Origin of the sequence: Natrialba sp. SSL1 (genome assembly GCF_001861355.1) — an archaeon.
Lineage (GTDB): Archaea > Halobacteriota > Halobacteria > Halobacteriales > Natrialbaceae > Natrialba.
In genome coordinates this window covers 1-23,761 of record NZ_MASN01000051.1, presented here as the reverse complement: position 1 = coordinate 23,761, position 23,761 = coordinate 1, and the positions used below count along the sequence as shown (strand labels likewise).

The window sequence follows — 23,761 nt, the reverse complement described above, 5'->3', positions numbered from 1 at the left end:
CTACAACCAACGAACGGCAGACCTGAGACAAAACTGAAACTGACGAACGACACCACCAACGACGACCCGTACACAGCGGACGAAACACCAACTACAGTCGATCGTCGAGGCCCATCGCATCGAGTACTGGTGCCGCGTCTGAGACGAGCGCAACGGTGACTGGACGGTTAGCGTCCGGATCCGGAGCCGGAATCTCGGCAGAACCAATGGGTGCCGAAATACGCGAGGACTCCTGTTCGACACGGGACTCGAGTGTAATCGTCTCAGTCCCACCGAGTCGATCGACAACAGTTGGCGACGCAGACACGTCCGCAATCGACCAGCGCTCGAGTCGCGCCTGCGGTTCGTCGAGAACGGTGTCGTAGACGACGATCGTGTCGTCGTAGCACTGGTACTCGAGTGTCCCGACGTGGAGATAGCGGACGACAGCACGAATTGCCATGAAAACGCCGAGAATTGCTAGCCCACCCACAGTAAGGACTGGTGCGCCAAACAGGCCGGTGAGAGCGAGGAGCACCAGGAGCAGTCCCACTGAGCTAAACAGGTAGAGGACACCGTGAAATAGCGCGTCAGCAAGCGCCGCGGGGAGTGCAGGACGAACGCGGACTGTCGGGTCTTCGGCTGGCACGGTCACAGACACGAACGGATGTTCCGTGTTGGGGCTGCCGTAGATGCGTGTGAACCACCCGCGGCGGTCTGGATCAGACCCAATATGCCACGCACGAAGGTCAGCACCGAACTTTCCGAGGAAGACGACTGCAACGAGCGTATAATCGCCGACGAAGGGTGGTTCAGTGGTTCCCATGACGACAGCAGTGGTGACGATCCCACCGACGAGGGTACCCACTGCGAGGAGTTGCTGTGTCTGCTCGAGCGCCACTGTTCGCGAAGAGTGGCGTTCGTATCCGCGACCCCGGAAGTACTCGCGCCACGTATCGACTCCACGAACGAGAAACACGACGAGTCCGCCGAGGAGAATCCAGCCCAGTTGCTCTGGAGTGAGGGCCGGATACGGAAGGACCAAAAGAACGAACGAGAGGGCAACGAGCATCACGCTGTTGAGGAAGCCAACGAAGATAAACGGAATATTGCGAGGATAGACCGGAGGGACGGAGTGCAGAACAGAAACGCCACCGCGTTTCTGGGCCAGTGTTCCGAGGATTCGGCCCGCTCGCTGGTGAAGTGCCGGCGGCCGCTTTTCGGCGAACGGCATCTTCCACAGCGTCCAGACCACCGTCGCCCAGATGTCGAGGACGAGAACGCCGAGGAACACTGTCGTCGACCAGTCGAACAGGCCGAAACCGATGAGTGGGACACCATTCGCCGAGAGAATCGCAAGCAGGTGGTGGCGAGAATCGGTCACGGGATCTCAGTACCCCAATCCTGAGACGCTATTTGGTTAACTTTGTTGAAGAGAGTGACGATTGGCGCAGCGACCCGAATCCAAACGCACGAGTGGTTCAGAGGGGAGTCAAACGGATTTCGGAAACGATACCACACATAGCGTTCCCAGTATTGGGAAACCCACGAAATTCTTTATACGCAGCTGTGTGTAGAGACTGGTATGACAGCACCGTTCGTCATCGTCGGCGGAGACGCAGCCGGAATGAGCGCCGCAAGCAAGGCAAAGCGGGACGACCCGTCTCGAGACGTCATCGTCTTCGAAAAGGGATCGTGGGTGTCCTATGCAGCCTGCGGGATGCCCTACTACGTGAAGGGGACGGTCGACGACCTCGACGACCTCGTCGCGATGACCCCGGAAACGGCTCGCGAGGAACGAGATATCGATCTTCGGACGGGCCACGAAGTCGTCTCGATCAATCGTGACGAGCAAACGGTTACCGTCTCAACGGAGGAGGAAACGTTCGAACAGCCCTACGGCGAGCTGTTGCTCGGAACCGGTGCACGAGCGATCGTCCCGCCGTTCGACGGCATCGACCGCGAGGGCGTGTTCACGCTGCGAGACATGGACGAGGCCGGAGAGATTTCGGACTACGTCGAGACCACAGCACCCGAGACCGCCGCAATCGTCGGCGGCGGCTACGTCGGCATCGAGATGGCCGAAGCGCTCACCGAACACGGGATTGATGTTACAATCTTCGAAATGCTCCCGCGGACGCTCCAGCCGTTCGGTGCAGAGACTGCCCGCACCGTCGAGGACCACCTTCGCGAACAGGGCGTCGACCTCAGGCTCGAGACGGCCGTCGAAGGCTTCACCGGTGCAGAGACTGTCGATGCAGGTGATACGGTCGATGCGGTCAAAATTGAAGGCGACGACGAACCCGTTCCGGCGGATCTCGTAATCGTTGGCGTCGGCGTCACACCGAACGTCGACCTCGCCGAAGACGCGGGACTCGAACTCGGACCGACGGGTGCCATCGCAACCGACGAGTTCGGCCGGACGAGCGATGAGTCGATCTACGCCGCAGGAGACTGTGCCGAAGCGACGAACGTCGTAACGGGCGAACCGGATCACGTTCCGCTCGCCCTCACGGCGAACCGAGCGGGTCGTGCGATTGGCGCAACTGTGGCGGGCGAGCCGACCAGAACCGGCGGAACAGCCGGGACAGCGATCGTCAAGGCGTTCGATCTGGGTGCTGCAAGAACGGGAATCCTCGATCCGGAACGGGCACGCGAGGCCGGCTTCGATCCCGAGTCGGTGACGATCGAAGCGCCGACGCGGCCGCACTATTATCCCGGCGCGAGGGATCTGCGCGTCACACTGGTCGCAGACCGCGAGAGCGAACGAGTCCTCGGTGCCAGCATCGTCGGCCGCGAAGGAACGAAACGGATCGATACGGTTGCAACCGCGCTCCACGCCTCGCTAACGGTTACCGAACTCCAGAACCTCGATCTTGCGTACGCCCCGCCGTTCAGTCCGGTCTGGGACCCGGTCCTCACGGCAGCAAAGGTGTTGGGAGGGACACTCGAGAAGTGACCGCGACACTGATCGCCTGACCTGGCGGGCAGGCCGGCCGTGATCTGTGCAGTTACGGAGCCCATTTCCTGTACGTTCCGTGAGTCAGCCGCTATCGTCGAAGCGACGAACGCCGACAGCAGTTCGCTCGACCCCTTCGAAGGAAGGGCGACACCTACCGAGGCCGTCCAGCTACTCTTACCACTCCGACTCGAGTACCTCGAGCAGCGCGTCGATTTCCTCGCGCGTATTGACGGCGTGGACGGAGACCCGGATTGCGTCGGGGTACGGCAGATCGCGGACGACGAAGCCCTCGTCGGCGAGGCGGTCGACTGCCTGTTCCGGCTCGTCGACATCGATCGTTACCAGTCCGGACTCCGGTTCGGCCGGGCTCAAACGGCGGTGATCTGGGATACCGGCGGCCAACCGACCAGCGAGCGAGTGGATTCGGTCCTCGATGGTGGCGGTTCCGACTGCTGTGTTCAGTTCGATCGCCCGCTCCAGCGCGACGTACTGTGCCGGGTTCGTCGTCCCGATTTCGAACCGGCGAGCACCGGGTGCGAACTCGAGTGCGTCGGCAGTTGGCGTCTCGACGCTGCGGTAGCCGACCGACCGGGGCTCGAGTGTCTCGGCGACGTCCGCATCGACGTAGAGGAAGCCAGCACCCCAGAGCCCAAGGAGCCACTTGTGTCCCGCTGCGGCAACGATATCGCTTCCCCATTCCGTGACGTCAAGTGGCTGCTGGCCTGGCACCTGGACGGCGTCGACGAGCGTCAGTGCGCCGGCATCGTGGGCAATGTCGACCAGATCGGCCACAGGTAGCTGTGTCCCGTGCGTCCAGGTGAGCGCGCTGAAACAGACGAGGCGGGCGTCACTAACGGCCGCGGTGTACTCGTCGCGGTCGATCCGGCCGTCCGTCGTTTCGACGACGCGGACCTCGACTCCGTCCCGCTCCAGTCGCTGCCAGGGGAGAATGCCGGCCGGATGTTCGAGATCCGTGTGAACGACGACGTCACCGGGTTGCCAGTCGATCGCACCGGCGACAGCAGCGATGCCAGCGGTCGTACTTTCCGTGAGTGCGATTTCGTCCGTGTTGGCACCGAGAAACGACGCCACCGTCTCCCGCGTTCGGTCGTAGATATCGAACGCCATCTCGTACGGATCTGCCGGCGGAACTGCGTCGAACTCGTGTTCCCGAGTACACGCTTCGGCTGCGTCGACGACGGTTCGTGGACTCGGGCCATGCGCGCCGTAGTTCAGATACGTCGTCGACTCGAGTGCCGGAATATCCGCTCGCAGTGCTGTCGGTGAGTCCATAGCATTGTTTGTGCGTCCAACACAGTATCGATTCGGTTATCGGATTCACACCCGGTACGGCAACAACAGTTAGCAGCCACTCAGCCCAACGGGGGGAACAATCAGATGTGCGCACGCGTGGCAGAAATCATGACGGACGATGTCGTCGCCGTCGAGCAGACGACGACACTCGAGTCCGTTGCGCGCCAGATGCTCGGACGGGATATTGGGAGTGTCGTGATTACGGCGGAGTCGACGCCGTACGGCATTATTACGGAGTCCGATATCGTTTCAGCGGCCTACCAGTCGGGTCGCCCGTTGGCAGACATTCCGACCAAACGCGTCGCGAGCCATCCGCTCGTGACGATCGAACCGAATCGGTCGACCAGACTGGCGGTCAAGCGAATGCAAGACGAGCGGATCAAGAAGCTCGTCGTGGTCGATGGGCTGGAGATACAGGGAATCATCACGACGCAGGACCTGATCGACCACTACGGCTATCTCTCGGAGAAACTCCAGACTGTTCGCGAGCAGCGCCAGCGTGAGCCGTCGTGGCCGCGGCGGTGAGCCCGCCTGGCGCTGCTCGCAACGCGAACACGAACGCGAACGCAAACGTGAGGACGGACACGGATCAGTCGTAAAATGGGGCAAACGTGTAGAACAGAGAGTCACGACACGGTCATCACACCGACTCGACCCGCTCGAAGAGGGCCGCACCGAGTGCGACCATGCCAACCGACGAGAGCGTGAGAACACCGGCGTTGACGGCGACCGGATACGACGACGTTCCGATCAGCACCGCTCGCAATCCGTCGACGCCGTACGTGAGCGGGTTGACGTACGCGAGGTACTGAACGGGGCCGGGGAGCCCCTGAATCGGGAACAGCGCACCGGAGAGGAAGAAGAGCGGGAAGATGATGAACTGGACGATCAGCATGAACCCCTCGCTGTCGCGGAACTGGGACGCGAGGGCAATTCCAAACCCGACGAACGTGACGGCGATCAACACGAGGAACACGAACGCGAGCGGAAGCGACAGAAGACTCGTGAACCGGAACCCGAGCGGGATCGAGAACAGGAGAATCAGGATTCCCTGCAGGAAGGCCGTCGTCGATCCACCGGCAATTCGTCCGAGCACGATCGAGGTTCGACTCACCGGTGCGACCAGAATCTCCTTCAGGAAGCCGACGTCCCGATCCGACAGGATCGAAAGGCCGGCGAACGACGCGCCGAACAGCATCGTGAAGCCGACGATTCCGGGGACGAGGAACTCGAGATAGTCCACGTCCTCGGGGAGCCCCGGAATCGCAGCGCCTTCGAAGCCAAAGCCGAGGAAGACGAGAAACAGAAGCGGCATCGAGAGTGCACCGATGATCCGCGATGGCGTTCTGACGAACCGCGTCACGTCGCGCAACCAGAGACCGTAGATGCCGAGCGGGTCGATTCGTTTCATTGCTGCCTCTCGACCGATGGAGCGGCATCGTTGTGACAAGGTGAGTCGGTACTCGCTGTGTGCTGTTCGCCCTCGTACTTGCCCGTTCCCGTGCCCGCGACCGCGCCATCACCCTCGCGCTCGTCGAACGTCCGCCCCGTCACCGAGAGGAACACGCTCTCGAGGTTCGGGCGGTGCAGATCGATCGACGTAATGCGAACATCGGCGTCGTCCGCGAGATGAACCAGCTCGGCGATCCGTGACTCGCCCCTGGTCAACGTCACGTGAGCAGTCCCCGCTGCCGTCGTATAGTCGGTGACCCACGACGCCGTCTCGAGGTGGTCGCACAATCGAGGTATCGAGTCGTCGGACTCGAGGTCGAGCGTCACGACATCGCCGCCGAGCGACGATTTGAGCTCGGCTGGCGAATCGAGTGCGACAATGTCGCCGTCGTCGACGATGGCGACCCGATCACAGAGCTGTTCGGCCTCCTCGATGTAGTGGGTCGTCAGCACGATGGAGATGCCCGACTGGGCGTTCATCTTCTGAATGTACTCCCACGTGTCTCGGCGTGCGCGGGCGTCGAGCCCGACCGTCGGCTCGTCCAGAAAGAGTACCGACGGCTCGTGCATCAGTCCGCGGCCGATCTCGAGGCGACGCTTCATGCCGCCGGAGTAGTGCTCGACGAGTTCGTCACGTTCGTCTTCCAGGTCGATCAACTCGAGTACCTCGTCGATGCGCCGGTTGCGTTCGTCCGTTCGCTGGCCGTACAACCGGCCGTGAAGTGCGAGGTTCTCCGCTCCGGTCAACTCCTCGTCGAGGGCGGGTTCCTGGAACACGATTCCCAGGCTGTCGCGGACGGCGCTTCGCTCGTCGTGGATATCGTGGCCGTTGACCGTCGCCGTCCCCGCGGTCGGCCGCAAGAGCGTGACGAGCATCTTGATCAGGGTCGACTTTCCCGCCCCGTTGGGGCCGAGCAGGCCGAAGAGCTCGCCCGATTCGACCGTAAAGGACAACTCGTCGACGGCGGTTACGTCGCCGAACTCCTTCGTCAGTTGCTCGACGGTAATCGCGCTCATTGGTGTGCCCTCCGATGGCGACGCGAGGAGTCGCGTTCTGCGGTCGATACTGCCCGGTGCTGACTCGGTTGGGTAGACACAGTCGACAGGTTCGGCTGGTTGCAACAAAACTATATTGACTGAACGGTTAGTACATCGTGCTGGATGCCCCAGCCGACCTCACCGCGACAGCGATTTGCCCGATCAGCGTCGTAGTGGGGTCTGAGATCGGACGCTAGCCGGGACTCCCACGGTCCCGAGGCGTTCCGGTTGTTCACCTCTCCCCACCCGCCCTCTCTCTCTTACTGTTTCGAGTTGCCCACGTGCGGGAGGTGGAGCAGCCCCGTTGTGAAAGTCGAACTTCGAACCCCGGATGGCGAGATTTGAGGGGGTAGCAAAATCGCAAGCGAAGTACGCCGAGCAGGTCGCAGGTAAATCGAAGCACGAGGGTGAACGAGTACCGGAGCGCGACGAAACGGAGGCTACCTAGCGAGACACGAGCACGTCAGTTGACGAGATCCTTCACAGTGTTCGCGATATCGTTGAGGAGGTAAAGGACAGACAGTCCGATGCCGATCCAGAGCCAGGTGACTGCAGTGCCCAGTTCGTTCGTGAACTCGAGTGCGGCCCAGCCGCCGACGAGTAGTGAACCGAAGAGGAGGCTAGTGACGACGAGCGCGTTCTTTATCGGTGGGTTCCCCAGCAGTGCAGTTTCGTCGGGGCTCTGGTCTCGCTCAGGAACCTGTTGAGCTGCCATACAAAGCGTACGCTGACGGGGACACATCTGTCTATTGGTTTTCCAAAGCAGTCTTGGAAAGAAGTGGAGTATGGAGTATCCCGGCAGGCCGCCAGGGACTCCGACCCAGGTCGGCGAGCGAACATGAACGGGAGTATTCGGCGTCTATGGCACTCATAGGACTGTAACGGTGGAATTGCTTGCTCTGATTCCGACTCCGTAGGAATCGGCCGGTGGTGCATCTCCCACGTCTCCATAGTAGCAACTGTCTATGAGTGACCAGGCAGAACTGCCACTCGGCGGGCTCTCTCGTCGGGAGGTCGTCCTCGCTACCAGCGTCGCGGGCGTCTCGGCGCTCGCAGGGTGTATGTCGGACGAAACACCGACGCCGGAACGAGAGGCATCGCCAGCAGCCACGGTGACGACACACTCCTCGCCTGCGCTCGAGCGCTGGGTAGACGAGGTCCCGCGGCCGGGCGTCGTTGACCCAACCGGCGAGAAAGACGGCCAGCCCTACTACGAGATCGAGATGAGCGAAATCGAGCACCAGCTTCACCGCGACCTCCCTCCAACGACGGTCTGGGGGTACGACGGCCAGTTCCCCGGGCCGACGATCGAGGCCCGACAGGGCGAACCGATCTCCGTCCGCTGGCAGAACAAGCTACCCGACGAGCACCTGTTGCCCGTCGACACGACGATCCACAGCGATATCATCCCGTACGAAACGCCCGGCGTCCGCACCGTAACCCACCTCCACGGCGGGAACATCGAGTCAGAAAGCGACGGCAAATCGCAGGCGTGGTACACGCGCGACTTCGCGGCGACCGGCCCCGAATTCGAGCAGAAGGACTACCACTACGTCAACGACCAGCCAGCCGCAACGCTCTGGTACCACGACCACGCACTCGGCATCACCCGACTCAACGTCTACGCCGGCCTCGCCGGCTTCTACCTCCTCCGAAGCGACGAGGAAGACGCACTCGAGTTACCTCGCGGCGAGTACGAGGTTCCGCTCGTCCTCCAGGATCGAAGTTTCAGCGACGACGGCTCCCTGTTCTATCCGACGGCTATCGCGGACGAACAGAGCGGGCGCGGCGATTCCCACCCGGAGCCGAGCATCGTCCCGGAGTTCTACGGCGACACGTCCGTCGTCAACGGCAAAGCCTGGCCGCGCCTCTCCGTCGGGCCCACGTCCTACCGGTTCCGGCTCCTGAACGGATCGAACAGTCGGTACTACAATCTCACGCTACTCGAGTACGACGAATCGACGGGCGAGACCGGCGACGAGGGGCCGGCGTTCGCCCAGATCGGAAACGACGGTGGACTGCTCGCAGAACCGGTTCCCGTCGACGACCGACTCGAGATTGGTTCCGGACAGCGCGCCGACGTCGTCGTCGACTTCTCCGAGTACGCGGGCGAGACGCTGCTCCTTCACAACGATGCGCCCGCGCTGTATCGCGGCGATCAGAGTTCGGCCGACGACGATATCGTCCCGCTCCACGAGATTCTGCTCGTCGACGTTGCGGACGGTGCGGACGCTGGGGGCGAGGCGAGCGAGGCTGGGGCAGAAGAGGCGACAGAGAACCTACCGAACGAACTGACTCGCGTCCCCGATATTACACTCGAGGACGTCGACACGAAACGGTATCTCACGCTCACGGCGGACCAAGACGAGCACGGGCGGATGGTCCATCTCCTCGGTACGGAGGACGAACCGGACGGGCTCGCGGTCGACGATCCGGTGACCGAGGAACCGACCGTCGGTGACACCGAACTCTGGAGTTTCGCCAATCTCACGGATATGTCCCACCCGATGCACCTCCACCTCGTCCACTTCCAGTTGCTCGGCCGGCAACCACTCGGGGAGTACCAGTCGACCGAGGACGAGATCGATCTCGATGCACTCGAGTCCCCGAAGGCCTACGAGCAGGGATGGAACGACGTGATCACGGTCCATCCGGCAGAGGTGGTCCACATCCTCGTCCACTTCGGGGAGTACGAAGGGGTGTTCAACGACCAGACGGGGACGTACATGTGGCACTGCCACATGGTCGAGCACGAAGATTACGATATGATGCGCCCGTTCGCGGTTCGGCCGGCATCGGAGTCAGAAGAAGACCCAGCGTCCGAAGCACAGGGTGAAACTGAGACACGGGTTGCGTCCGAGTCCGACTAGGGATCGGGGCCACCGGACGCAGCCAGTACGTACTGGAGCCGGTTCGAACACTTGCCATCGGTGCAAGGACGGGATGGTCGAAACTGTGGCCCTGACGTATTACTGGCATCCAGCGAGGCACTGACGCAGCGCTGCGTGAGGAACACGAGGCGCAGTGAAGGACACCAAGCGGACACTCACTGCTGTCTGTCCCTCTTTCTGGTAGCTCCCGGAGACACCTGACGTCTTCAGTGACCGCACCTAGGCCGTCGCTCGGTGCGGACCGTCGACGACCGATCGAGCGACAGACTCACGAGTAGCCGGACGCGCTTACACCCCCATTGTGCTGGATTCCTGTGTCGTCTGGAGAGTCGAATCCCTCTCAGGACAGTGTGTGACGGCCGTCGACAGTTTCAGCCGTCGACGCCACGTGTCACCGGGCCGTTCCGGTCGTCACAGTCACGTGTTATTGGGCCCTCTCGGTCGTTGCAGCCACGTGACATCGCGGTGTCCCGGTCATCACAGCTACGCGGTATCGCAGCGTCTCGATCATCACAGCCGCTCACCTGGAATCGCCGCATCCGCCGGCAGCAGGACGCGACGTTCGGTGTACTCGAGTCCGTTCTTTCGCTGGCTGGTGCGCCTGATCGCCAGCCGGTTCCGCGAGAGATCGAGGAGTGCGTCGATCGTTCGCGAGACGAGTTTTTTCGCGTACGTGTCGCTGATCCCCGTCTCTTGCCTGCGGATCCAGTGTTTCATGTCGCTCGCCGTGACGTACTCGCGGACGTTCTTGCACCCCTGTTTCCACGGGTTGTCGCCGACCCCCGGATCGGTGCGAGCCTTCCAGAGTTTCGCTGCGAGCCGGACCGGGAGGGCAGACGTCGTCGCACGACGCATCTCGTCGTCCATCCTCGCGAGTTGCTGCACCGGGAGCAGATCGCCGTGGGCGACGGCGACGTCGCCACCGCGCTCGAGTGGGTCATCGCTCTCGGGCAGGCGGACGTACTGCGCGCCGTCGTCCTTGGTGATCCGCTCGAGGCGACCATCGGTGACGTCGATTGTACTGGGATCGACGTGGGATTCGAGCAGATGGGCACCCTTCTCGAGTTCGCGCGCCTGGAGTTCGCTGACGCGGTCTTTGTTCGCCGTGAGTTTCTTTTCGTGGGCATCCAGTCGTGCCTCGATCGGTGCGATGAGGGCTCGCGTCTCCTCGAGTTCGGTTATACGGTTCTCGAGGCGTTCGCTTTCCGTCCGGGAACGGTCGAGTTCCCGCTCGAGGTGCTCGATCCGGGCGGTTTTCTGTTCGAGGGTGGACTCGAGTGTCTTGAGTCGATTTCGGAGGGACTCGAGTTCGGTGGCCAGTGAGTGGGTGGTCGGTTCGTCCGGGGTGGTAGTGTCGGTGGCGGTGCAGGTGTCGGTATCGGTGGCGATGTCAGTGGAGGTAACGTGCTCGGAGTGGGTGCTCATAGTGATCGTGGGTGTGTCGGTGTCGGCATCAGTGAGCAGTTGGGAGGCGAGACAGCGGGCGTGCCGTGGACGATCGTGCGGGCAACCGGAGCCGAGTCGATCGGCGCGTAGCGATTGCGGCGTGAGTCGGTGGTGCTTGCCCAGTTCGGTCGTCGGCACTCGGTGACGGTGGGTCAGGCGTTCTACTGTGGAGACCCACCGTCGGCGAGAGGCGCTGGACGGTCGTCCGTAGCTGTCGTGGCCGAGTTCGGCGGCCGGTAGGCACAGCGCTGGCCGGGATAGTACCGCTGTGCGAGGACCTTCGCGGCGTTGTGATCCGCGGAGACGACGCCGACGGCACAGTCGGGGTTGGTGCAGCGGAACGAGGGACTCTGGGCGCGCTCGCCGATGACGCCGCAGGCGTGACACTCCTGGGAGGAGTAGGACACCGGCACGGTCGTCACCTCGATAGCGTACGCGGCGGCGACGGCTCGGAGTCGGAGCTGCGCCGCCGGGAGGAGCCACGCCGTCCCGCGGTGGGCGTTGGGATCGGTCAGCCACGCCCAGAGGTCGGGCTCGAAGTGGCTGTTCTCGGTGACCAGCACGGGCCGGTCGTACGCGCTCGCGTAGTCGCAGATGGTTCGCGCGGCGTCGTCGAGGCGGTCGAGAAGCGCGGCACGGCGTTGCTCGACGTACGCGGTGATCGTCTCGCGGTCGTACTCGCTGCCGAGCAGGTGGGCGACCTGTGCGCGGAGCTCGTCCAGGCGGGTGCAGAGGTCGTCGCCACAGATTGCGTAGGCTCCCTTCCAGTCCGGCATCGTGGCCGGGCAGGCGGTGTAGAGGTTGTACTCGCCGAGGTCGACGCCGATCGCGGTCGCGGTGCGGTCGGCGGCAGTTACCTCGGGGGCGACCCTAGGCATGACGATCACCCGCGGACGAGGGGGTGGAGTGGGGTGGGTACTCGAGTGATGCGTCTCGTCGGTCGGGACCTTCAAGGTCCCGTGGATGCTTGTCGAACATGGCTTCCGTACCGTGATTACGGGAGCCGCTGCGGGCCGGTGTCACTACCACCGACTCGCGTTTTGCCGCACTTTCCAACGAATAGTTGGACGTACGGAATCTCCCGTTAGCCAATCATTCTAGACTCCACTGTAATAAATATAGCTACGATATCGTAATAGATGGGTTTCGATATAGCAACCAAATTCTGGTATTTCGATGGATGTAAGCACTGGTTCTGCGAGTTCGAACTAATGAGAAAGCCCGGAGGTTGGATGCAGAATCCGACTGACGACAGAGTGTTAGAGATTCTCGACACCGGGTTACTGCTTGGTCCAACTGCAATTGCGAAGAACATCGACAAACATCGCGTTACAGTGAGCGACCGGTTGAGAGAACTTCAGAGATATGGGCTCGTAGCGTGTCCTGAAGAAGGGTATTACCAGATCACTGAGCAAGGAAAAAGGTACTTGGAGGGTGAACTCGACGCCGATGAGTTAGAAGGGCCAACGAATGGAGATTAATTCGGGGCCAATTCGTGTGGTCCAATTTTTGATGGATTGTTGTTCTGGTTGCTGTTATGATGATGTGATTAACTGAATCTGCTGTGCCTGTTCTCAGAGGCTAAATAGTCGCTCGTGAACACTGAGGGTTCATGTCAAAGGTTCCAATTATAAAACAATCCTATAGCAGAAGGAACGTTGGCTAAAATCGTCACTCTCAATGAGTATACAGCACTGTTCGAAATATGCACACAACAGATCGGTGTTCGTGTGCATATTCAGGAAACTAATTTTGTTGACGTGGAACCCCAAGGAGTGGTTGGGAGGAGAAGGAATACTATACTTAGAGCACGTTATGGAGTTCCCCGATAAGTATCAATATAAACCCAGTCCCAATCAGTAGAAGTCCTCCTCTACGAATCCGACTTTCCCCAGATCGGATTTCTTTCTCGAAGATAGCATTAGCAGTTCCAAACCACATTGATATCAAAGTTTCACGGTCCTCATCTTGAAGTTCTAGTAATGCATACTGTTCCTGATGACGGCTCGACCAACTTGAATCAATTCCTGGATGCTCAGTATTAATATTAAGCCGCTTAATTCCTTCCCAAGAGATTGGGTTAGCCTGTTCACCGCGTTGCCACTCATTGCCCTCTGCTTCATACAATGAATCAATCATTTCTTTAAACCCCGATTCACCTTCTTGCAGTTCACCCACGCCACCCTTTGTAATTCCAGAACCATGCCGTTCATTAAGTGTGTTTTTCCCACTTTCAAGGCGGCCAGTTGGAAAAGTCGCATAAATTCTTGGCCAATCTGGGATAGCTAAGATGAAAACTCCAACAATTTCCAATAGTAATCCAAAAATTATAATATATGAAAGTCCAAATGAAAAGAAGTATAATATGATTATTCCCATCAGACATGAACCAATTAATATTGTAGGTGGGAATCTCTGCCGAATGTTCACAGTACGCCTTCTCCCTCAAGCTATAAAATGTAATTCTATATTTTAATTCATTGTGAATCCATCACCAGCAAGAGAACAAGAATAGTGATCGAGAGTAAAAGGTATAGTACAAATCAATGACACCAAACTACAATTTAACACCTACAATTCAAGTTCGTCGCGGCGATCGTCGTTAATGTGTACACATGGTTCGTTATCTCGTGTGAAAATTCGGGAAGCAAATTCTGTCAACGTACAACCCAGGGGAGAAATCCAAAAAAGAGAATTAGTTCATTCTTCTCCAGAGTACTGGCTCTCATACTGACGAATAAGGTATGTGAGATATGCAGATGTTTGATGAAGAATTAGAGTACAATATTCTTTGTCAATCTCGTGATGTCTGTTGTGCCTTTCATCACCTACCTTCTGGAAGGCTTTTTCCATTGATTGCGCTAAATCCTTGATTTCAGCACGCATAATTGGGTTCGGTTCAAAAATATCCTTTTCTCTCATTATATCTAAATAATTCGATAGATTTAATTCTCGATTCTCTTCCCAATCCTCCATGTCAACACAAATTACCCTTGCCAATTCCTCTATAGAATTGTAAAGTTTCTCTGGGATCTCTTTACTATAAATTCGATTTCGATAAAGTTCATATGCATCATTGTAAGGAGAGGCGACAGTTGCCCATCGTTTACCGCTTGCAACAGACTGGAATTGATTATCTGCGGCCACCATCATTTCAGACCCAATAGGTCTAAAATTGAATCCTTCAGAATCAAACTCAAACTCCCAAAGAATCCCCTCTGTTTCCAGCACTTTGTTAATCCGATCTACAGTTTTTATCGCAAAGTGTTGAATTGCTTTACGATCATTTTCGAACTCTTTCCGGCCTGACTTTGATGGAATAGTATAATTGGACCAAAGTAGTGGTGTGCTTCTATAAATAAAATCTAAAATGTTCTCCATATAAGCAAATACAGTAGCGTATTCACAAGAATCTAAAATTTCTCTGTGGATCTGTAATGACGAGAGGGGTTTTATTCGCACATGATCTCGGATCGCAGAGAATCCCACATCCTCATAAGTTTCACTCACTGCGCGATCTATCAATCTTTCTGGTATAGCGGCTACATTTTGGGGGTCAGCAATAGTGAGGTTGAGCGGATTAGCAGTTATGTATGCAATCCGTTCACGTGCTGTTTCAGTGAGATCGATATGCACCCTAGCTTGGCTAGCCTTCAAGCGATCAGCTACAGAATCGTATTCATCTTCCATTGACTATTTCAATCTATAGACTTTTCACTTATGATACTTTCCCGACGACTTTTGACAGTTTCCACCCCCGTTTCGTGTGCTTCAACTGGAGATCTGCGAAGGTGGGGATGGGGCGCTGTAATTTTTTGGCTCTGTCCCCTTGGGGACAGTGCAAAATCCGGTTCCATCGCGTCACACTACACTACTACCGGGAGAACACTACACTACAACCCCACCACACAGAGCCGCGAACAAACCCACCACCCAGTGAGACACAACCCACTGCAGAAACATACTCGAGTACCCCCACACCTACACCACCCTATCGTCATAGCGTAGGACTCGAGTACCCGCCAGCAACGGGCTCGAAAACCAATGAGCGTCGACGCCCCGGAGTCGCCGCTGCCGACCGCGTGACACAGCGGACACTCGCCAGCGCAGGTGCAAAACGAGACGGACCCCCGCAGAAGGCAGCCCGGAGTCTGAAAGGGGCCGACAAAGTGAATTTAGGTGTTCGCCTGACCGCCGTCGACAACGAGTGACTCGCCGTTCACGTAGCCAGCAAGTTCGTCGGAGGCGAGATACAACGCGGCCCCGGCGACGTCTTCGGGCTGTCCAAGCCGATTCAGCGGCGTGTTTTCGGCACTTTCCTGGGTCGCGATTGGAACATCGTCTTTCGTCATCTCCGTCTCGATGACACCCGGGTGAATCGAGTTTACACGAATGCCGTCCGGTCCGAGTTCATCCGCGAGTGAATACGTAAGCAGGCGGACCGCTCCCTTGGAGGTGTGGTAGGCGGAGAACGTCGCCTGGCCGATCAGGCCGGCGACACTCGACATGTTGATGATTGCGCCTCCATCGCCCGACTCGAGCATCTTCTTCGCTGCGGCCTGCGCGCCGAAAAAGACGCCTTTGACGTTGATGTCCATCATCCGATCGTACTCCGCTTCCGTCACGTCGACGAAGTCGTTCTGGTCCAGGATGCCGGCGTTGTTCACCATGATGTCGACCCCACCAAACTCGTCTGCTGCGTCGACTGCCCCAACGAGCGAGTCGGTGTCTGTGACGTCGCACTCGACGTACTTCGCGTCGACACCGTATTCGTCCGCGACGAGTTCGTGTGTGGGTTCGCCACCCTCACGCGGCGTCTCCTGAATGTCCGCAACAACGATGTCTGCGCCCTCTTCTGCATACGTTTCGACGATTGCGCGTCCGTTCCCGCTTGCACCGCCCGTTACCACTGCTACGCTCCCATCCAGTAGTTGACCTGGCATACGTAGTACATCGGGCCATGGAAAGATGCTGCTTGGGAACCCGGTGGAACCCGTGTGCTACCCGAACTACTTTCGTGGCTGACTGACTAGTCAGTGAGGGTGTAGCGGGTACGTTGGATTACGACCTGAACGAGATCGTGGCGTTTCCCGGCTGTCGCCGGCGAATACGTTGGACAGGGAGGTTCGCGGGCGAGGGTGGGCGGTACTGGTTCGGTATACTCAGGTACCAGTTTCGAAAACCCGAGTGACCACGCAATGGGCTAAGCATCGTCAGCTACGTCACGACCGTCGGCCACGAAACCGATTGGGGATTACGACCGAGAAAGAGCCATCCTCTCGAGTGTGACCACGCTCGACCGAACGACTTCGAGTTCCCAGACCACCCCGCTCCTCACCAGCTCAATATGCTGGTCCGCGGATTAATATATCTCCGCAGTGTAGGAGTGGACGACCGATGAGGAACGTCAACGAGGAAGCAGAAGCTGACTGGAAGGAGGAAACAACCACCTTTCAGCGAATAAAATCCGTCGTGGGTCGGGCGTACGACGGACAGACTGCGGGGGAGATCGCAGAGCGTGCGCTCGTTGCTGAAAACACAGCTCGAACCCACCTCGAGGACCTTGCCGAAGATGGGTTCGTTGAAACAGCGACTGACCCAACGACGAAAGCAACGCTGTACGCTCGATCGTGGGCCTCGCTTACGTTCGAGCAGGCCACTGATATCCTCGAGAACACAGATTCGGACACGCTACTCACGAGGGTACAAGAAATGCAGGCCGAGATTGAGGCGTACCGACGGGAGACCGGTCTCGACGATCCAACGGACATCGCCTGGGCCGAGACCGACGCTGATGAGGAGACGATCCAGCAATGGAAAACCACTCGTCGGAATCTGAGCTTCGCAAAAGTCGCCCTTGCGCTGGATCAGGCAGAAGACAACGTCCGAAAACCGTGACGACATAGATGGCATCGTTCGACGATGATGATGAGTCGCACAGCCTCAGAGGAGTGATCGATCGGAAATCCCTGCTCGACGTTCGCGACATCGCCGAGACGCAGGAACCGCTGGCGACAGCTGAACTCGACGACTATATCGATCCCAGTGAACTCACGATCACCCTCGACGACGGGATCGGTGACCACACAACTGGTCGATTCGGCGTGCGATGGTCGACTGAAGACGACTACAACATCCACTACTCGGATCCGTCCCACGACTTCCGATGGGACGTCCACCTCCACAGCTACACCGAGCCCGACGATGACGGCCACCATCATCCACCACCGCGCGCATCGAACGATGATGACGACGTAGAAGACACCTGTATCGAAGTGCGAGACGTCGAAACAGTCTCCAGGGCAGTACTCAAGGCCTGGAGACACGCCTACGAGAACGACTCGTTGGACGTCATAAACGGACTCGAGAATCCCCCGTAACTGTACGCCCTGATAGAATCCCTCTAAGACACCCTCTCGAGCAAGAGTAAGAGGGTGCGCTGTCCCTTTGGGTCCGTACAAAATCTGACCCTATCGCGTCACACTGCGCTACTACCGGGAGAACACAACACTACACTACAATCCCCACCCGCACAGCTCCCCAGTCATTCAGCCACGGACACCCTACCACACGGAGCCGCGAACAAACCCACCACCCAGTGAAACACGACCCATTGCAGGAACGGACTCGAGTACCCCCACCCCAACACACCCCGCCGTCACAGCTGGGACTCTCGTACGAAAAACGCACCTGCAGTCGATCACCAGGAAGGATAGGTGTCCTGCCACGGCTGGCGGCGCTCTATCGCCGCGCTGGCCGACAGAATCGTCTCCTCGTCGAACCGGGAAGCGATCAGCTGGGCACCGATCGGCAGTCCGTTCTCGGAAAGACCGGCTGGCACCGAGGCGGCAGGGTGACCGCTGAGGTTCAACGGCCACGTGAGGACCCAGTCCAGATACGGATCGATGGAGGTCCCGTCTATCGACGACGGACCGACCTGTCCCGCTTCGAACGGCGGACACGCGAGTGTCGGCGTGAGAAGGAGATCGTACTCGTCCAGCACGTCCTGGATCGCGTCGTACACCTGTGTGCGAACCACATCGGCCTGTTTGAACGCGACGGCGCTGTGGTCGGAGCCGTTCTCGAGGAGGTCGACCAACGTCGGGGTGACCGACTCGCGGTGCTCGCCGAGGAGATCGATTCCCTCATTCTGTTTGAGGGTCTCGGCGGTCGACGCCAGTGTGGATTCGAAGAGCAGCGTTTCGGCGTCCCGCATGTCCTCGAACGAAACGGGGAACTCGGGGTCGACACGCTCGACTGTTGCCCCGCCCGCACGAAGCGTCTCGGCCACCTCGTCCACCCGCTTTTCGACCGCCGGTTCGACCTCGAAGAGACCGAAATCGGGACTGTACGCGACAGAGAGCGACTCGATCGGCTGGCGAGTGGCCGAGAGGTACGCACTCCCATCGGGTGGCATACTGACTGGATCGCGCGAATGGACACCGGTGATGATCTCGAGCAGCAGTGCTGTATCCGCGACCGTTCGCGTGAGTCCGCCGAGGGCCATGAACGGTGCACTCCCTTCGAGCGCGTCCGGCCTCGACGCCTCGGGAACGATTCCCGCCGTCGGTTTGAGACCGTACACACCACAGGCGCTCGCAGGAATTCGTATCGAACCTGCGGCGTCGGAACCGAGAGCGATTGAAACGATACCAGCCGCGACGGCAGCGGCGCTCCCACCGGAGGAGCCGCCGGCAGTCTTGCTGGGATCGAAGGGGTTGGTGGTCGTGCCGTGCAGCGGATTCGAGGTGTCGGCAGCGTGGCCGAACTCGGGACTGTTCGTCGACCCGACGACGATCGCGCCCTCGTCCAGCAACCGCTGGACGATCACCGACGTCTCGTCGGCAACGGACTCTGCAAAGACGGCCGAACCGTACGTACAGGGCATCCCCTCGATCGTGGAGTCCAGGTCTTTCAGCGCAATCGGGACGCCGTGAAGACGGCCGAGCGGCTCGCCGGATTGAACCGCTTGCGTCGCCGCTTTCGCTTCCGCACGGGCCTCTGCCTCACGAACGTGGACGAACGCGTTGATCGACTCGGTTGTCCGCTCGATTCGTTCGTACACCGCATCGACGGCGTCCGTTGGCGTGAGATCGCCGCGTTCGATATCCATCGCGAGACGTCGTGCGGAGAGAGTGGATGGGGTCGTCATTGGGTATGGCTCTGGAGAGTTGCTTGGGAGTCGCGTCCACGATGTACCTGAACATGGCTCGTAGCGCCGGCTCTGAAGCGAGTCGTGGCCTGGTCTCGACGATTCGCGACCGTGCTGTCCGAATAGCGTCGCAGTCGTGTCATGGGTGGGACAGTCACTCATAGACACACCGCTATTGAAGCGATACCCGTTTACCAGGTCAATGTATTATAAAGAGTCGACTACTCGCTGCAAAGAGTTCAAAAAGTGCAAAGAGTCACAGACTTCGAACGAGATTCTGTTGGCCGCGTCTGAGACGTGTCGAGACTGCCTGCGTCGAAATCGCTAACTCGTCTGCGACCTCGTCCATCGTCACCTGTCGCGGAATATCGAAGTACCCGAGCTCGAGTGCACACACGAGCGCCTCACGCTGGGTGTCGGTTACACCCGATGCGCCGTCACTCATTGCCCCGTCCGCTTCGGAGAGCGTCTGCAACCGAAACGGGATCCCTCGCTCTTTGCAACCCGCTCGATATCGTCTCAGGCTCTCTCGTGAAGGAAATCGTACTCGCATGTCGAACCCGTCTCGCGTTGCCGTCGCGTCCAGCACGACCCCATTATTCTCGAACAGGAGTGGATAGGGAAGGCCGTCTTTCAGATCTGCGATGTGAACGATGGCGTAGAGACGCCGGTCGCCGGTTTGAGCGAGACAGTCGTACTCACGAACCAGATCGTGGTCGCCGAGCGCGTCGTCGAACGCATCGAAATCGTCTCCCCACGCCCAGATGAGAATCTTCCCTCGGTCACCAGAGTCGGGATACAGCGCCGTATTTCTGATTTCCATTTCCGGGACCGCCTCCAGGACCGTCGGCAGTATCGGGGTCCGTATCGTGTATTCCGCCACAATATTCATGATATCCCCTCTTCGCTGGTCTGCGTTAAAGCTGATTACTCTCGTCGTTTCGAATCGAAAGAAAAGCGAAGAGCAACACACGACCGCAGACTGCCTCGGGACCCAACTTAGCAAAATCGACGATAAGAGTGTACTCTCGCATAGCTGATAACTGAATTCCGACACTGCACACGAGTTCCAGTCACAAACCCAGATGGCAAAAGCAGATGGTAAAAGCAGATTGGAAGACAGACTAGACGTCTGGCACGTCGAGTGTAATCACGCTCGACCGAACCACCTCGAGTTCGTCCACACCAGGAACCCGCATTCGAGGATCAGGGAGCGAACACTCGGCAACGTCGAACGTGATGGTATCGTCCGTCTGCCGACAACGCAGATAGACGGGTACAATCTCGATGTCGGACGGAACACTATCCGCGACGGCAAGGATTGGATAGACCAGCTTATGCTTGGCCAGCGTCGCTCGTGGCCCGGTTTTCGCTTCGACCACGAACAGCGTCGGCTCGCCGTTCCGGCGCTCGACGAAGAGCGTGTCAGTCTCGACCTGCCCGGTTCGGTGTGTGACGGTGGACGCAATATCACTGTGCGGACGGAAATCGAACGTGAACGTCGACCGGCCGGTGGCGGGCGGTGCGAGTGCCCCCGTCGTGTCGAGATCGAGTGCGTGCGAGAGCGCACCGGATGCGAGCCCGAGGTTGACGAACGAGGTTTCAGAGAGCGACGGCAGCACGCTGAAGTTCAACAGCTGTGCCTGCTCGACGGTACTCGGCACCGGTCCAGGTTCCAGATCATCAAAGAGGTCCGCATCCTGAAGGAAGAAATCAGTTACCCCGTTCGGGCCGTCGACGAGCAGGAAGGCCGTGCCCGTCCCGTTCGGTGCGGAGCCCGTCCGAAGCACCATGACGCCCGCCTCGCGTAACCCCGGCTCGAGATCGGCGAGTGAATCGACCGAAATGTATCGCGCCGTCCGGGTGGCGTCGAGCTCGTGCGTCGTGACGTAGTCACGAAACGACCGTGGGCCGAGCACTGGCTGGTCTGTGACCGCTAACTCCTCCAGTGCAGGCCCGAACACCGACGGCATTGCTCGAAAGGGAGGATCGAACCCACTTGTGCGCACTGATATCGAACCGTACAGGGGCCTGGACGGGAGCTGTGAATGGACTGGAAAGCAACCGCGAGGACAGGGATTCACTCTGCGTTCGAAACTGACCCGGAGTGAGAGAGAACACGTCCGATCCAGAAACCACGCAATTGGTGTCACTGTTGCTGAAATCAACGCGAGCCTGCAGTAGCATCCTCGACCCCGTCTGCAGTCCACGAATAGACGGTACAACTGACCACTCACGGGTGGCACAGAGCGGTGATCGCAGTCGAGAGCGATTGCCGCTAGTACGGTGTCACGTACGTCGAAAGTAGTTCAGAGGACTGGGGAGCGCTGCTGGCAGACTTAGACAGCAATCACGTCCAGCGAAGAAGTCGAAGGGGTGTCGAACTCGAGACCAATATGGACGAAGGCCGTGATAGTCGACGACTGTGTACGACGCTCCACCCACAATTTTGAGAGTTCATCCCAATTTCATAGGATACTCAAATATAATATACTTCTCACAGTCGAGATCGCACTCGTTGAATCGAAAGAAAAGCGATTGCGATACTCGGGGATCGCACCCAAGAGGGAGAGACGACGCATCGTGCTGATGAAGCAATTCAGCCGACGAATGTGGTGCGAAGTCACGCACCTCACAGCCCATATAGAACACATTTCGTGGCTCGATCGAGTCAGACTACTGGAACCCATACCCGCCGCTCTTGTGACGATATCGCGAAACAGATCAATCAAAAATACCGGTTTCAACAACCATGAGCCGGAGTGTGAGATAACTCAGTCCTGAAGCGTTGACTAACTGGCAGCGACTCGGAATTGAGTACCCGTCATTGTCGGATTCGGCGAGAGAGTGCTGGCGCGCGCCGAGCGTAGAACCGAGTGTCGCAGGTGAGTCACGAATAGTTTAGATATGATTATACATATCCTGACATCACCCACTTGCATGCAGAAGTATGATAGGAATAGTAGTTGCGCAGCGACACGTGGCGTCGAGTCGCTCGAGCCAACGACAGATCGACCGTCAGCGAACGGCAGAGTACACAAATGCCAACCGGCCACCCATCTTGAGCAGTTAGTACTTCTAATGACCGTCGTACCGGCTGATTTCTGTCTGTACAGCCAAAGACGGTTCCCCTACACTGCCTGCGCTCGGTGAGAAACACCGGTCATCAACAGTGTAACAGAAGCACTCGGCCCCAATCTATTACAGAGGTACAGTTGTAAATGACTGCCGCCAAAATATTTCATTCGCAGAAGATTCGACCTTACTGCAACCGGAGCCGCCGGTTTCTTTCAGTAGTAGCACGGCACAGACGGTCTATCATCGTTTTTCATAGTAATAGTTTACGATAGCGAAACTCATTCGATAGTGGTCTTCGCAATGTCGTCAGAAAGCGATTGGGCAGTTGCAGCGACTTTCTCGGCTAACTCCCCGCTAAGCCGCGAATACTCGACTCTATAGGTCGGGCCGCCGGCACTTATCGCACCGAGGACAGTGCCATCTTCGTTCATGATAGGCGAACTCACGGAGCGGTATCCCTCGACTGGCTCTCCATCACTTATTGCATACCCGTTTTTCTTAATCTCCGCTAACTCAGATTCTAATTCCTCCCGAGAGTGAGTCGTATTTGGCGTTTTCTTCGGCATCCCCCACGTATCTAATATCTCGTCGACGCGTTCGTCGGGGTACTCGGCCAGGATCGCCTTCCCGGCTGCTGCATTGTGCATGTGGAACTCCGCACCCGACCGGAAGTTAACCCCGTTCGAACTGCCGACCGATTCAAAGACAATAATCAACCGCCCGTTCTCCTCGACGGTGAAGTCAACCTCCGTATTCGTCTGATTTGCGAGTTCTCGAACGCGCTGTTCGACGGTCGAAAAGTGGGGCCGCATTTTGATCGCTTGTCGGCCCTGAGAGAGCGTGTGGAGACTGAGCTTGTAGGTTTCACCGAATTTGACTAGATAGCCGTTTTCGCGTAGCGTAGAGAGGTGTTTGTGAACAGTACTCTTTGCGAGACCAGTTTCATCGACTAACCCTCGCAACGTCGCCCCGTTTTCATCCATTATGTGGTCGAGAATCGCCAGTGAGGTGGCCGTCGTGCTCAGTTTTCCTTCGCCAAGTCCCATGATATTCGACAACACCCAACCATCCATAAGAGTTTCGAATAGCCGAACTACATAGCGTTCGACGGCACCCAACACCATGACAAGTATTCACACAGTCATTCCCGGCAACTGCTTGTGATTCTAGACACTCACAGAAGGTACTTTCATCGAGAGTGCGACCCAGAAACACCACTCCGTGAGACTAGCGACAGGTTGTCCAAAAAATACGGCTGCGCGTCTCGATCTAACGGCTAGTCGTCTCGAGTGACGATGTCGGCTGAAAGGCCCTGTGCCATCTCGATTTCCTTCGAGTTGTTCATCGTCCAGGCGGTGCGCTCCGTCACTGCTTCGATAGCCTCACGTGCGGACGGGTAGCCGTTGCCAGACTTCTTGACGCCTCCGAATGGCAGCTGGACCTCTGCGC

20 protein-coding genes and 1 pseudogene are annotated in these 23,761 nt (G+C 58.4%); 6 read left to right on the top strand and 15 right to left on the bottom strand.

Features of this window, described 5'->3' with window-relative positions; genetic code table 11:
• Window positions 1–91: 91 nt before the first annotated feature.
• Window positions 92–1,363, bottom strand: coding sequence for a DUF6498-containing protein (locus tag BBD46_RS17210; protein ID WP_084777811.1), 1,272 nt, complete (start codon window positions 1,361–1,363; stop codon window positions 92–94).
• Window positions 1,364–1,564: 201 nt separating this feature from the next.
• On the opposite strand from BBD46_RS17210, the gene BBD46_RS17205 reads away from it, so the two are divergent.
• Complete coding sequence (locus BBD46_RS17205; protein ID WP_071402913.1) at window positions 1,565–2,938, top strand: FAD-dependent oxidoreductase; 1,374 nt, start codon at window positions 1,565–1,567, stop codon at window positions 2,936–2,938.
• Between the two features lie 177 nt (window positions 2,939–3,115).
• Here the strand turns inward: BBD46_RS17205 and BBD46_RS17200 are convergent, their stop codons facing one another.
• Complete coding sequence (locus tag BBD46_RS17200) at window positions 3,116–4,234, bottom strand: aminotransferase class V-fold PLP-dependent enzyme (RefSeq protein WP_071402912.1); 1,119 nt, start codon at window positions 4,232–4,234, stop codon at window positions 3,116–3,118.
• A 105-nt stretch (window positions 4,235–4,339) separates the two neighbouring features.
• Here BBD46_RS17200 and BBD46_RS17195 point away from each other — a divergent pair, with 105 nt between their 5' ends.
• On the top strand, window positions 4,340–4,780 hold the full coding sequence (locus tag BBD46_RS17195; RefSeq protein ID WP_071402911.1) for a CBS domain-containing protein: 441 nt from the start codon (window positions 4,340–4,342) through the stop codon (window positions 4,778–4,780).
• 115 nt (window positions 4,781–4,895) lie between these two features.
• On the opposite strand, the gene BBD46_RS17190 is transcribed toward BBD46_RS17195, so the two are convergent.
• The 3 genes from BBD46_RS17190 to BBD46_RS17180 form a co-directional block, all read right to left on the bottom strand.
• Window positions 4,896–5,666, bottom strand: coding sequence for an ABC transporter permease (locus BBD46_RS17190; protein ID WP_071402910.1), 771 nt, complete (start codon window positions 5,664–5,666; stop codon window positions 4,896–4,898).
• Window positions 5,663–6,724, bottom strand: coding sequence for an ABC transporter ATP-binding protein (locus tag BBD46_RS17185; protein WP_071402929.1), 1,062 nt, complete (start codon window positions 6,722–6,724; stop codon window positions 5,663–5,665). Before BBD46_RS17185 ends, BBD46_RS17190 begins: the two co-directional genes overlap by 4 nt.
• Before the next feature lie 484 nt (window positions 6,725–7,208).
• On the bottom strand, window positions 7,209–7,460 hold the full coding sequence (locus BBD46_RS17180; RefSeq protein ID WP_071402909.1) for a hypothetical protein: 252 nt from the start codon (window positions 7,458–7,460) through the stop codon (window positions 7,209–7,211).
• 250 nt (window positions 7,461–7,710) lie between these two features.
• On the opposite strand from BBD46_RS17180, the gene BBD46_RS17175 reads away from it, so the two are divergent.
• The gene (locus BBD46_RS17175) at window positions 7,711–9,615 is read left to right on the top strand and encodes a multicopper oxidase family protein (RefSeq protein WP_139173708.1); all 1,905 of its coding nucleotides are present in this window, start codon (window positions 7,711–7,713) and stop codon (window positions 9,613–9,615) included.
• Between the two features lie 531 nt (window positions 9,616–10,146).
• Here the strand turns inward: BBD46_RS17175 and BBD46_RS17170 are convergent.
• A complete protein-coding gene (locus BBD46_RS17170) occupies window positions 10,147–11,061 on the bottom strand; it encodes a hypothetical protein (RefSeq protein ID WP_253184596.1) in 915 nt (304 codons plus the stop codon).
• Window positions 11,062–11,243: 182 nt separating this feature from the next.
• Window positions 11,244–11,960: a zinc ribbon domain-containing protein gene (locus BBD46_RS17165; protein WP_071402908.1), complete on the bottom strand. Its 717-nt coding sequence runs from the start codon at window positions 11,958–11,960 to the stop codon at window positions 11,244–11,246.
• 333 nt (window positions 11,961–12,293) lie between these two features.
• Here BBD46_RS17165 and BBD46_RS17160 point away from each other — a divergent pair, with 333 nt between their 5' ends.
• Window positions 12,294–12,563, top strand: coding sequence for a transcriptional regulator (locus tag BBD46_RS17160; protein WP_171908242.1), 270 nt, complete (start codon window positions 12,294–12,296; stop codon window positions 12,561–12,563).
• A gap of 322 nt (window positions 12,564–12,885) precedes the next feature.
• Here the strand turns inward: BBD46_RS17160 and BBD46_RS22365 are convergent, their stop codons facing one another.
• From BBD46_RS22365 to BBD46_RS17145, 3 genes are all read right to left on the bottom strand, one after another.
• Window positions 12,886–13,512: a hypothetical protein gene (locus BBD46_RS22365; RefSeq protein ID WP_139173704.1), complete on the bottom strand. Its 627-nt coding sequence runs from the start codon at window positions 13,510–13,512 to the stop codon at window positions 12,886–12,888.
• Window positions 13,513–13,782: 270 nt separating this feature from the next.
• Complete coding sequence (locus BBD46_RS22360; protein WP_139173702.1) at window positions 13,783–14,772, bottom strand: hypothetical protein; 990 nt, start codon at window positions 14,770–14,772, stop codon at window positions 13,783–13,785.
• A 485-nt stretch (window positions 14,773–15,257) separates the two neighbouring features.
• The gene (locus BBD46_RS17145) at window positions 15,258–16,025 is read right to left on the bottom strand and encodes an SDR family oxidoreductase (protein WP_071402905.1); all 768 of its coding nucleotides are present in this window, start codon (window positions 16,023–16,025) and stop codon (window positions 15,258–15,260) included.
• Between the two features lie 454 nt (window positions 16,026–16,479).
• Here BBD46_RS17145 and BBD46_RS17140 point away from each other — a divergent pair, with 454 nt between their 5' ends.
• Together BBD46_RS17140 and BBD46_RS17135 are read left to right on the top strand one after the other, a co-directional pair.
• Window positions 16,480–16,980: a winged helix-turn-helix domain-containing protein gene (locus BBD46_RS17140; RefSeq protein WP_071402904.1), complete on the top strand. Its 501-nt coding sequence runs from the start codon at window positions 16,480–16,482 to the stop codon at window positions 16,978–16,980.
• Window positions 16,981–16,988: 8 nt separating this feature from the next.
• A complete protein-coding gene (locus tag BBD46_RS17135) occupies window positions 16,989–17,462 on the top strand; it encodes a hypothetical protein (protein WP_071402903.1) in 474 nt (157 codons plus the stop codon).
• A 320-nt stretch (window positions 17,463–17,782) separates the two neighbouring features.
• Here the strand turns inward: BBD46_RS17135 and BBD46_RS17130 are convergent, their stop codons facing one another.
• From BBD46_RS17130 to BBD46_RS23260, 5 genes and pseudogenes are all read right to left on the bottom strand, one after another.
• Window positions 17,783–19,234 (bottom strand): amidase, encoded by a 1,452-nt coding sequence (locus BBD46_RS17130; protein WP_071402902.1) that lies wholly within the window; start codon window positions 19,232–19,234, stop codon window positions 17,783–17,785.
• 256 nt (window positions 19,235–19,490) lie between these two features.
• Window positions 19,491–20,126, bottom strand: a complete 636-nt coding sequence (locus BBD46_RS17125) for a helix-turn-helix domain-containing protein (RefSeq protein WP_071402901.1) — start codon at window positions 20,124–20,126, stop codon at window positions 19,491–19,493.
• A gap of 232 nt (window positions 20,127–20,358) precedes the next feature.
• Entirely contained in the window at window positions 20,359–21,207 is an 849-nt protein-coding gene (locus BBD46_RS17120) for a DUF6997 domain-containing protein (RefSeq protein WP_071402900.1), read from the bottom strand.
• Window positions 21,208–22,590: 1,383 nt separating this feature from the next.
• Complete coding sequence (locus BBD46_RS17115; RefSeq protein ID WP_071402899.1) at window positions 22,591–23,436, bottom strand: IclR family transcriptional regulator; 846 nt, start codon at window positions 23,434–23,436, stop codon at window positions 22,591–22,593.
• Window positions 23,437–23,588: 152 nt separating this feature from the next.
• Window positions 23,589–23,761, bottom strand: a pseudogene (locus BBD46_RS23260) (aldehyde dehydrogenase); the annotation flags it as partial.

Bases quoted from the DNA above. Each gene is read 5' to 3' on its own strand.
- BBD46_RS17135 (WP_071402903.1), top strand. From the start codon at position 16,989: ATGGCATCGTTCGACGATGATGATGAGTCGCACAGCCTCAGAGGAGTG.
- BBD46_RS17180 (WP_071402909.1), bottom strand. From the start codon at position 7,460: ATGGCAGCTCAACAGGTTCCTGAGCGAGACCAGAGCCCCGACGAAACT.
- BBD46_RS17170 (WP_253184596.1), bottom strand. From the start codon at position 11,061: ATGAGCACCCACTCCGAGCACGTTACCTCCACTGACATCGCCACCGAT.
- BBD46_RS17140 (WP_071402904.1), top strand. From the start codon at position 16,480: ATGAGGAACGTCAACGAGGAAGCAGAAGCTGACTGGAAGGAGGAAACA.
- BBD46_RS17175 (WP_139173708.1), top strand. From the start codon at position 7,711: ATGAGTGACCAGGCAGAACTGCCACTCGGCGGGCTCTCTCGTCGGGAG.
- BBD46_RS17185 (WP_071402929.1), bottom strand. From the start codon at position 6,724: ATGAGCGCGATTACCGTCGAGCAACTGACGAAGGAGTTCGGCGACGTA.
- BBD46_RS17205 (WP_071402913.1), top strand. From the start codon at position 1,565: ATGACAGCACCGTTCGTCATCGTCGGCGGAGACGCAGCCGGAATGAGC.
- BBD46_RS17115 (WP_071402899.1), bottom strand. From the start codon at position 23,436: ATGGTGTTGGGTGCCGTCGAACGCTATGTAGTTCGGCTATTCGAAACT.
- BBD46_RS17125 (WP_071402901.1), bottom strand. From the start codon at position 20,126: ATGAATATTGTGGCGGAATACACGATACGGACCCCGATACTGCCGACG.
- BBD46_RS17160 (WP_171908242.1), top strand. From the start codon at position 12,294: ATGAGAAAGCCCGGAGGTTGGATGCAGAATCCGACTGACGACAGAGTG.
- BBD46_RS17195 (WP_071402911.1), top strand. From the start codon at position 4,340: ATGTGCGCACGCGTGGCAGAAATCATGACGGACGATGTCGTCGCCGTC.
- BBD46_RS17130 (WP_071402902.1), bottom strand. From the start codon at position 19,234: ATGACGACCCCATCCACTCTCTCCGCACGACGTCTCGCGATGGATATC.
- BBD46_RS22360 (WP_139173702.1), bottom strand. From the start codon at position 14,772: ATGGAAGATGAATACGATTCTGTAGCTGATCGCTTGAAGGCTAGCCAA.
- BBD46_RS17145 (WP_071402905.1), bottom strand. From the start codon at position 16,025: ATGCCAGGTCAACTACTGGATGGGAGCGTAGCAGTGGTAACGGGCGGT.
- BBD46_RS17190 (WP_071402910.1), bottom strand. From the start codon at position 5,666: ATGAAACGAATCGACCCGCTCGGCATCTACGGTCTCTGGTTGCGCGAC.
- BBD46_RS17120 (WP_071402900.1), bottom strand. From the start codon at position 21,207: ATGCCGTCGGTGTTCGGGCCTGCACTGGAGGAGTTAGCGGTCACAGAC.
- BBD46_RS17200 (WP_071402912.1), bottom strand. From the start codon at position 4,234: ATGGACTCACCGACAGCACTGCGAGCGGATATTCCGGCACTCGAGTCG.
- BBD46_RS17165 (WP_071402908.1), bottom strand. From the start codon at position 11,960: ATGCCTAGGGTCGCCCCCGAGGTAACTGCCGCCGACCGCACCGCGACC.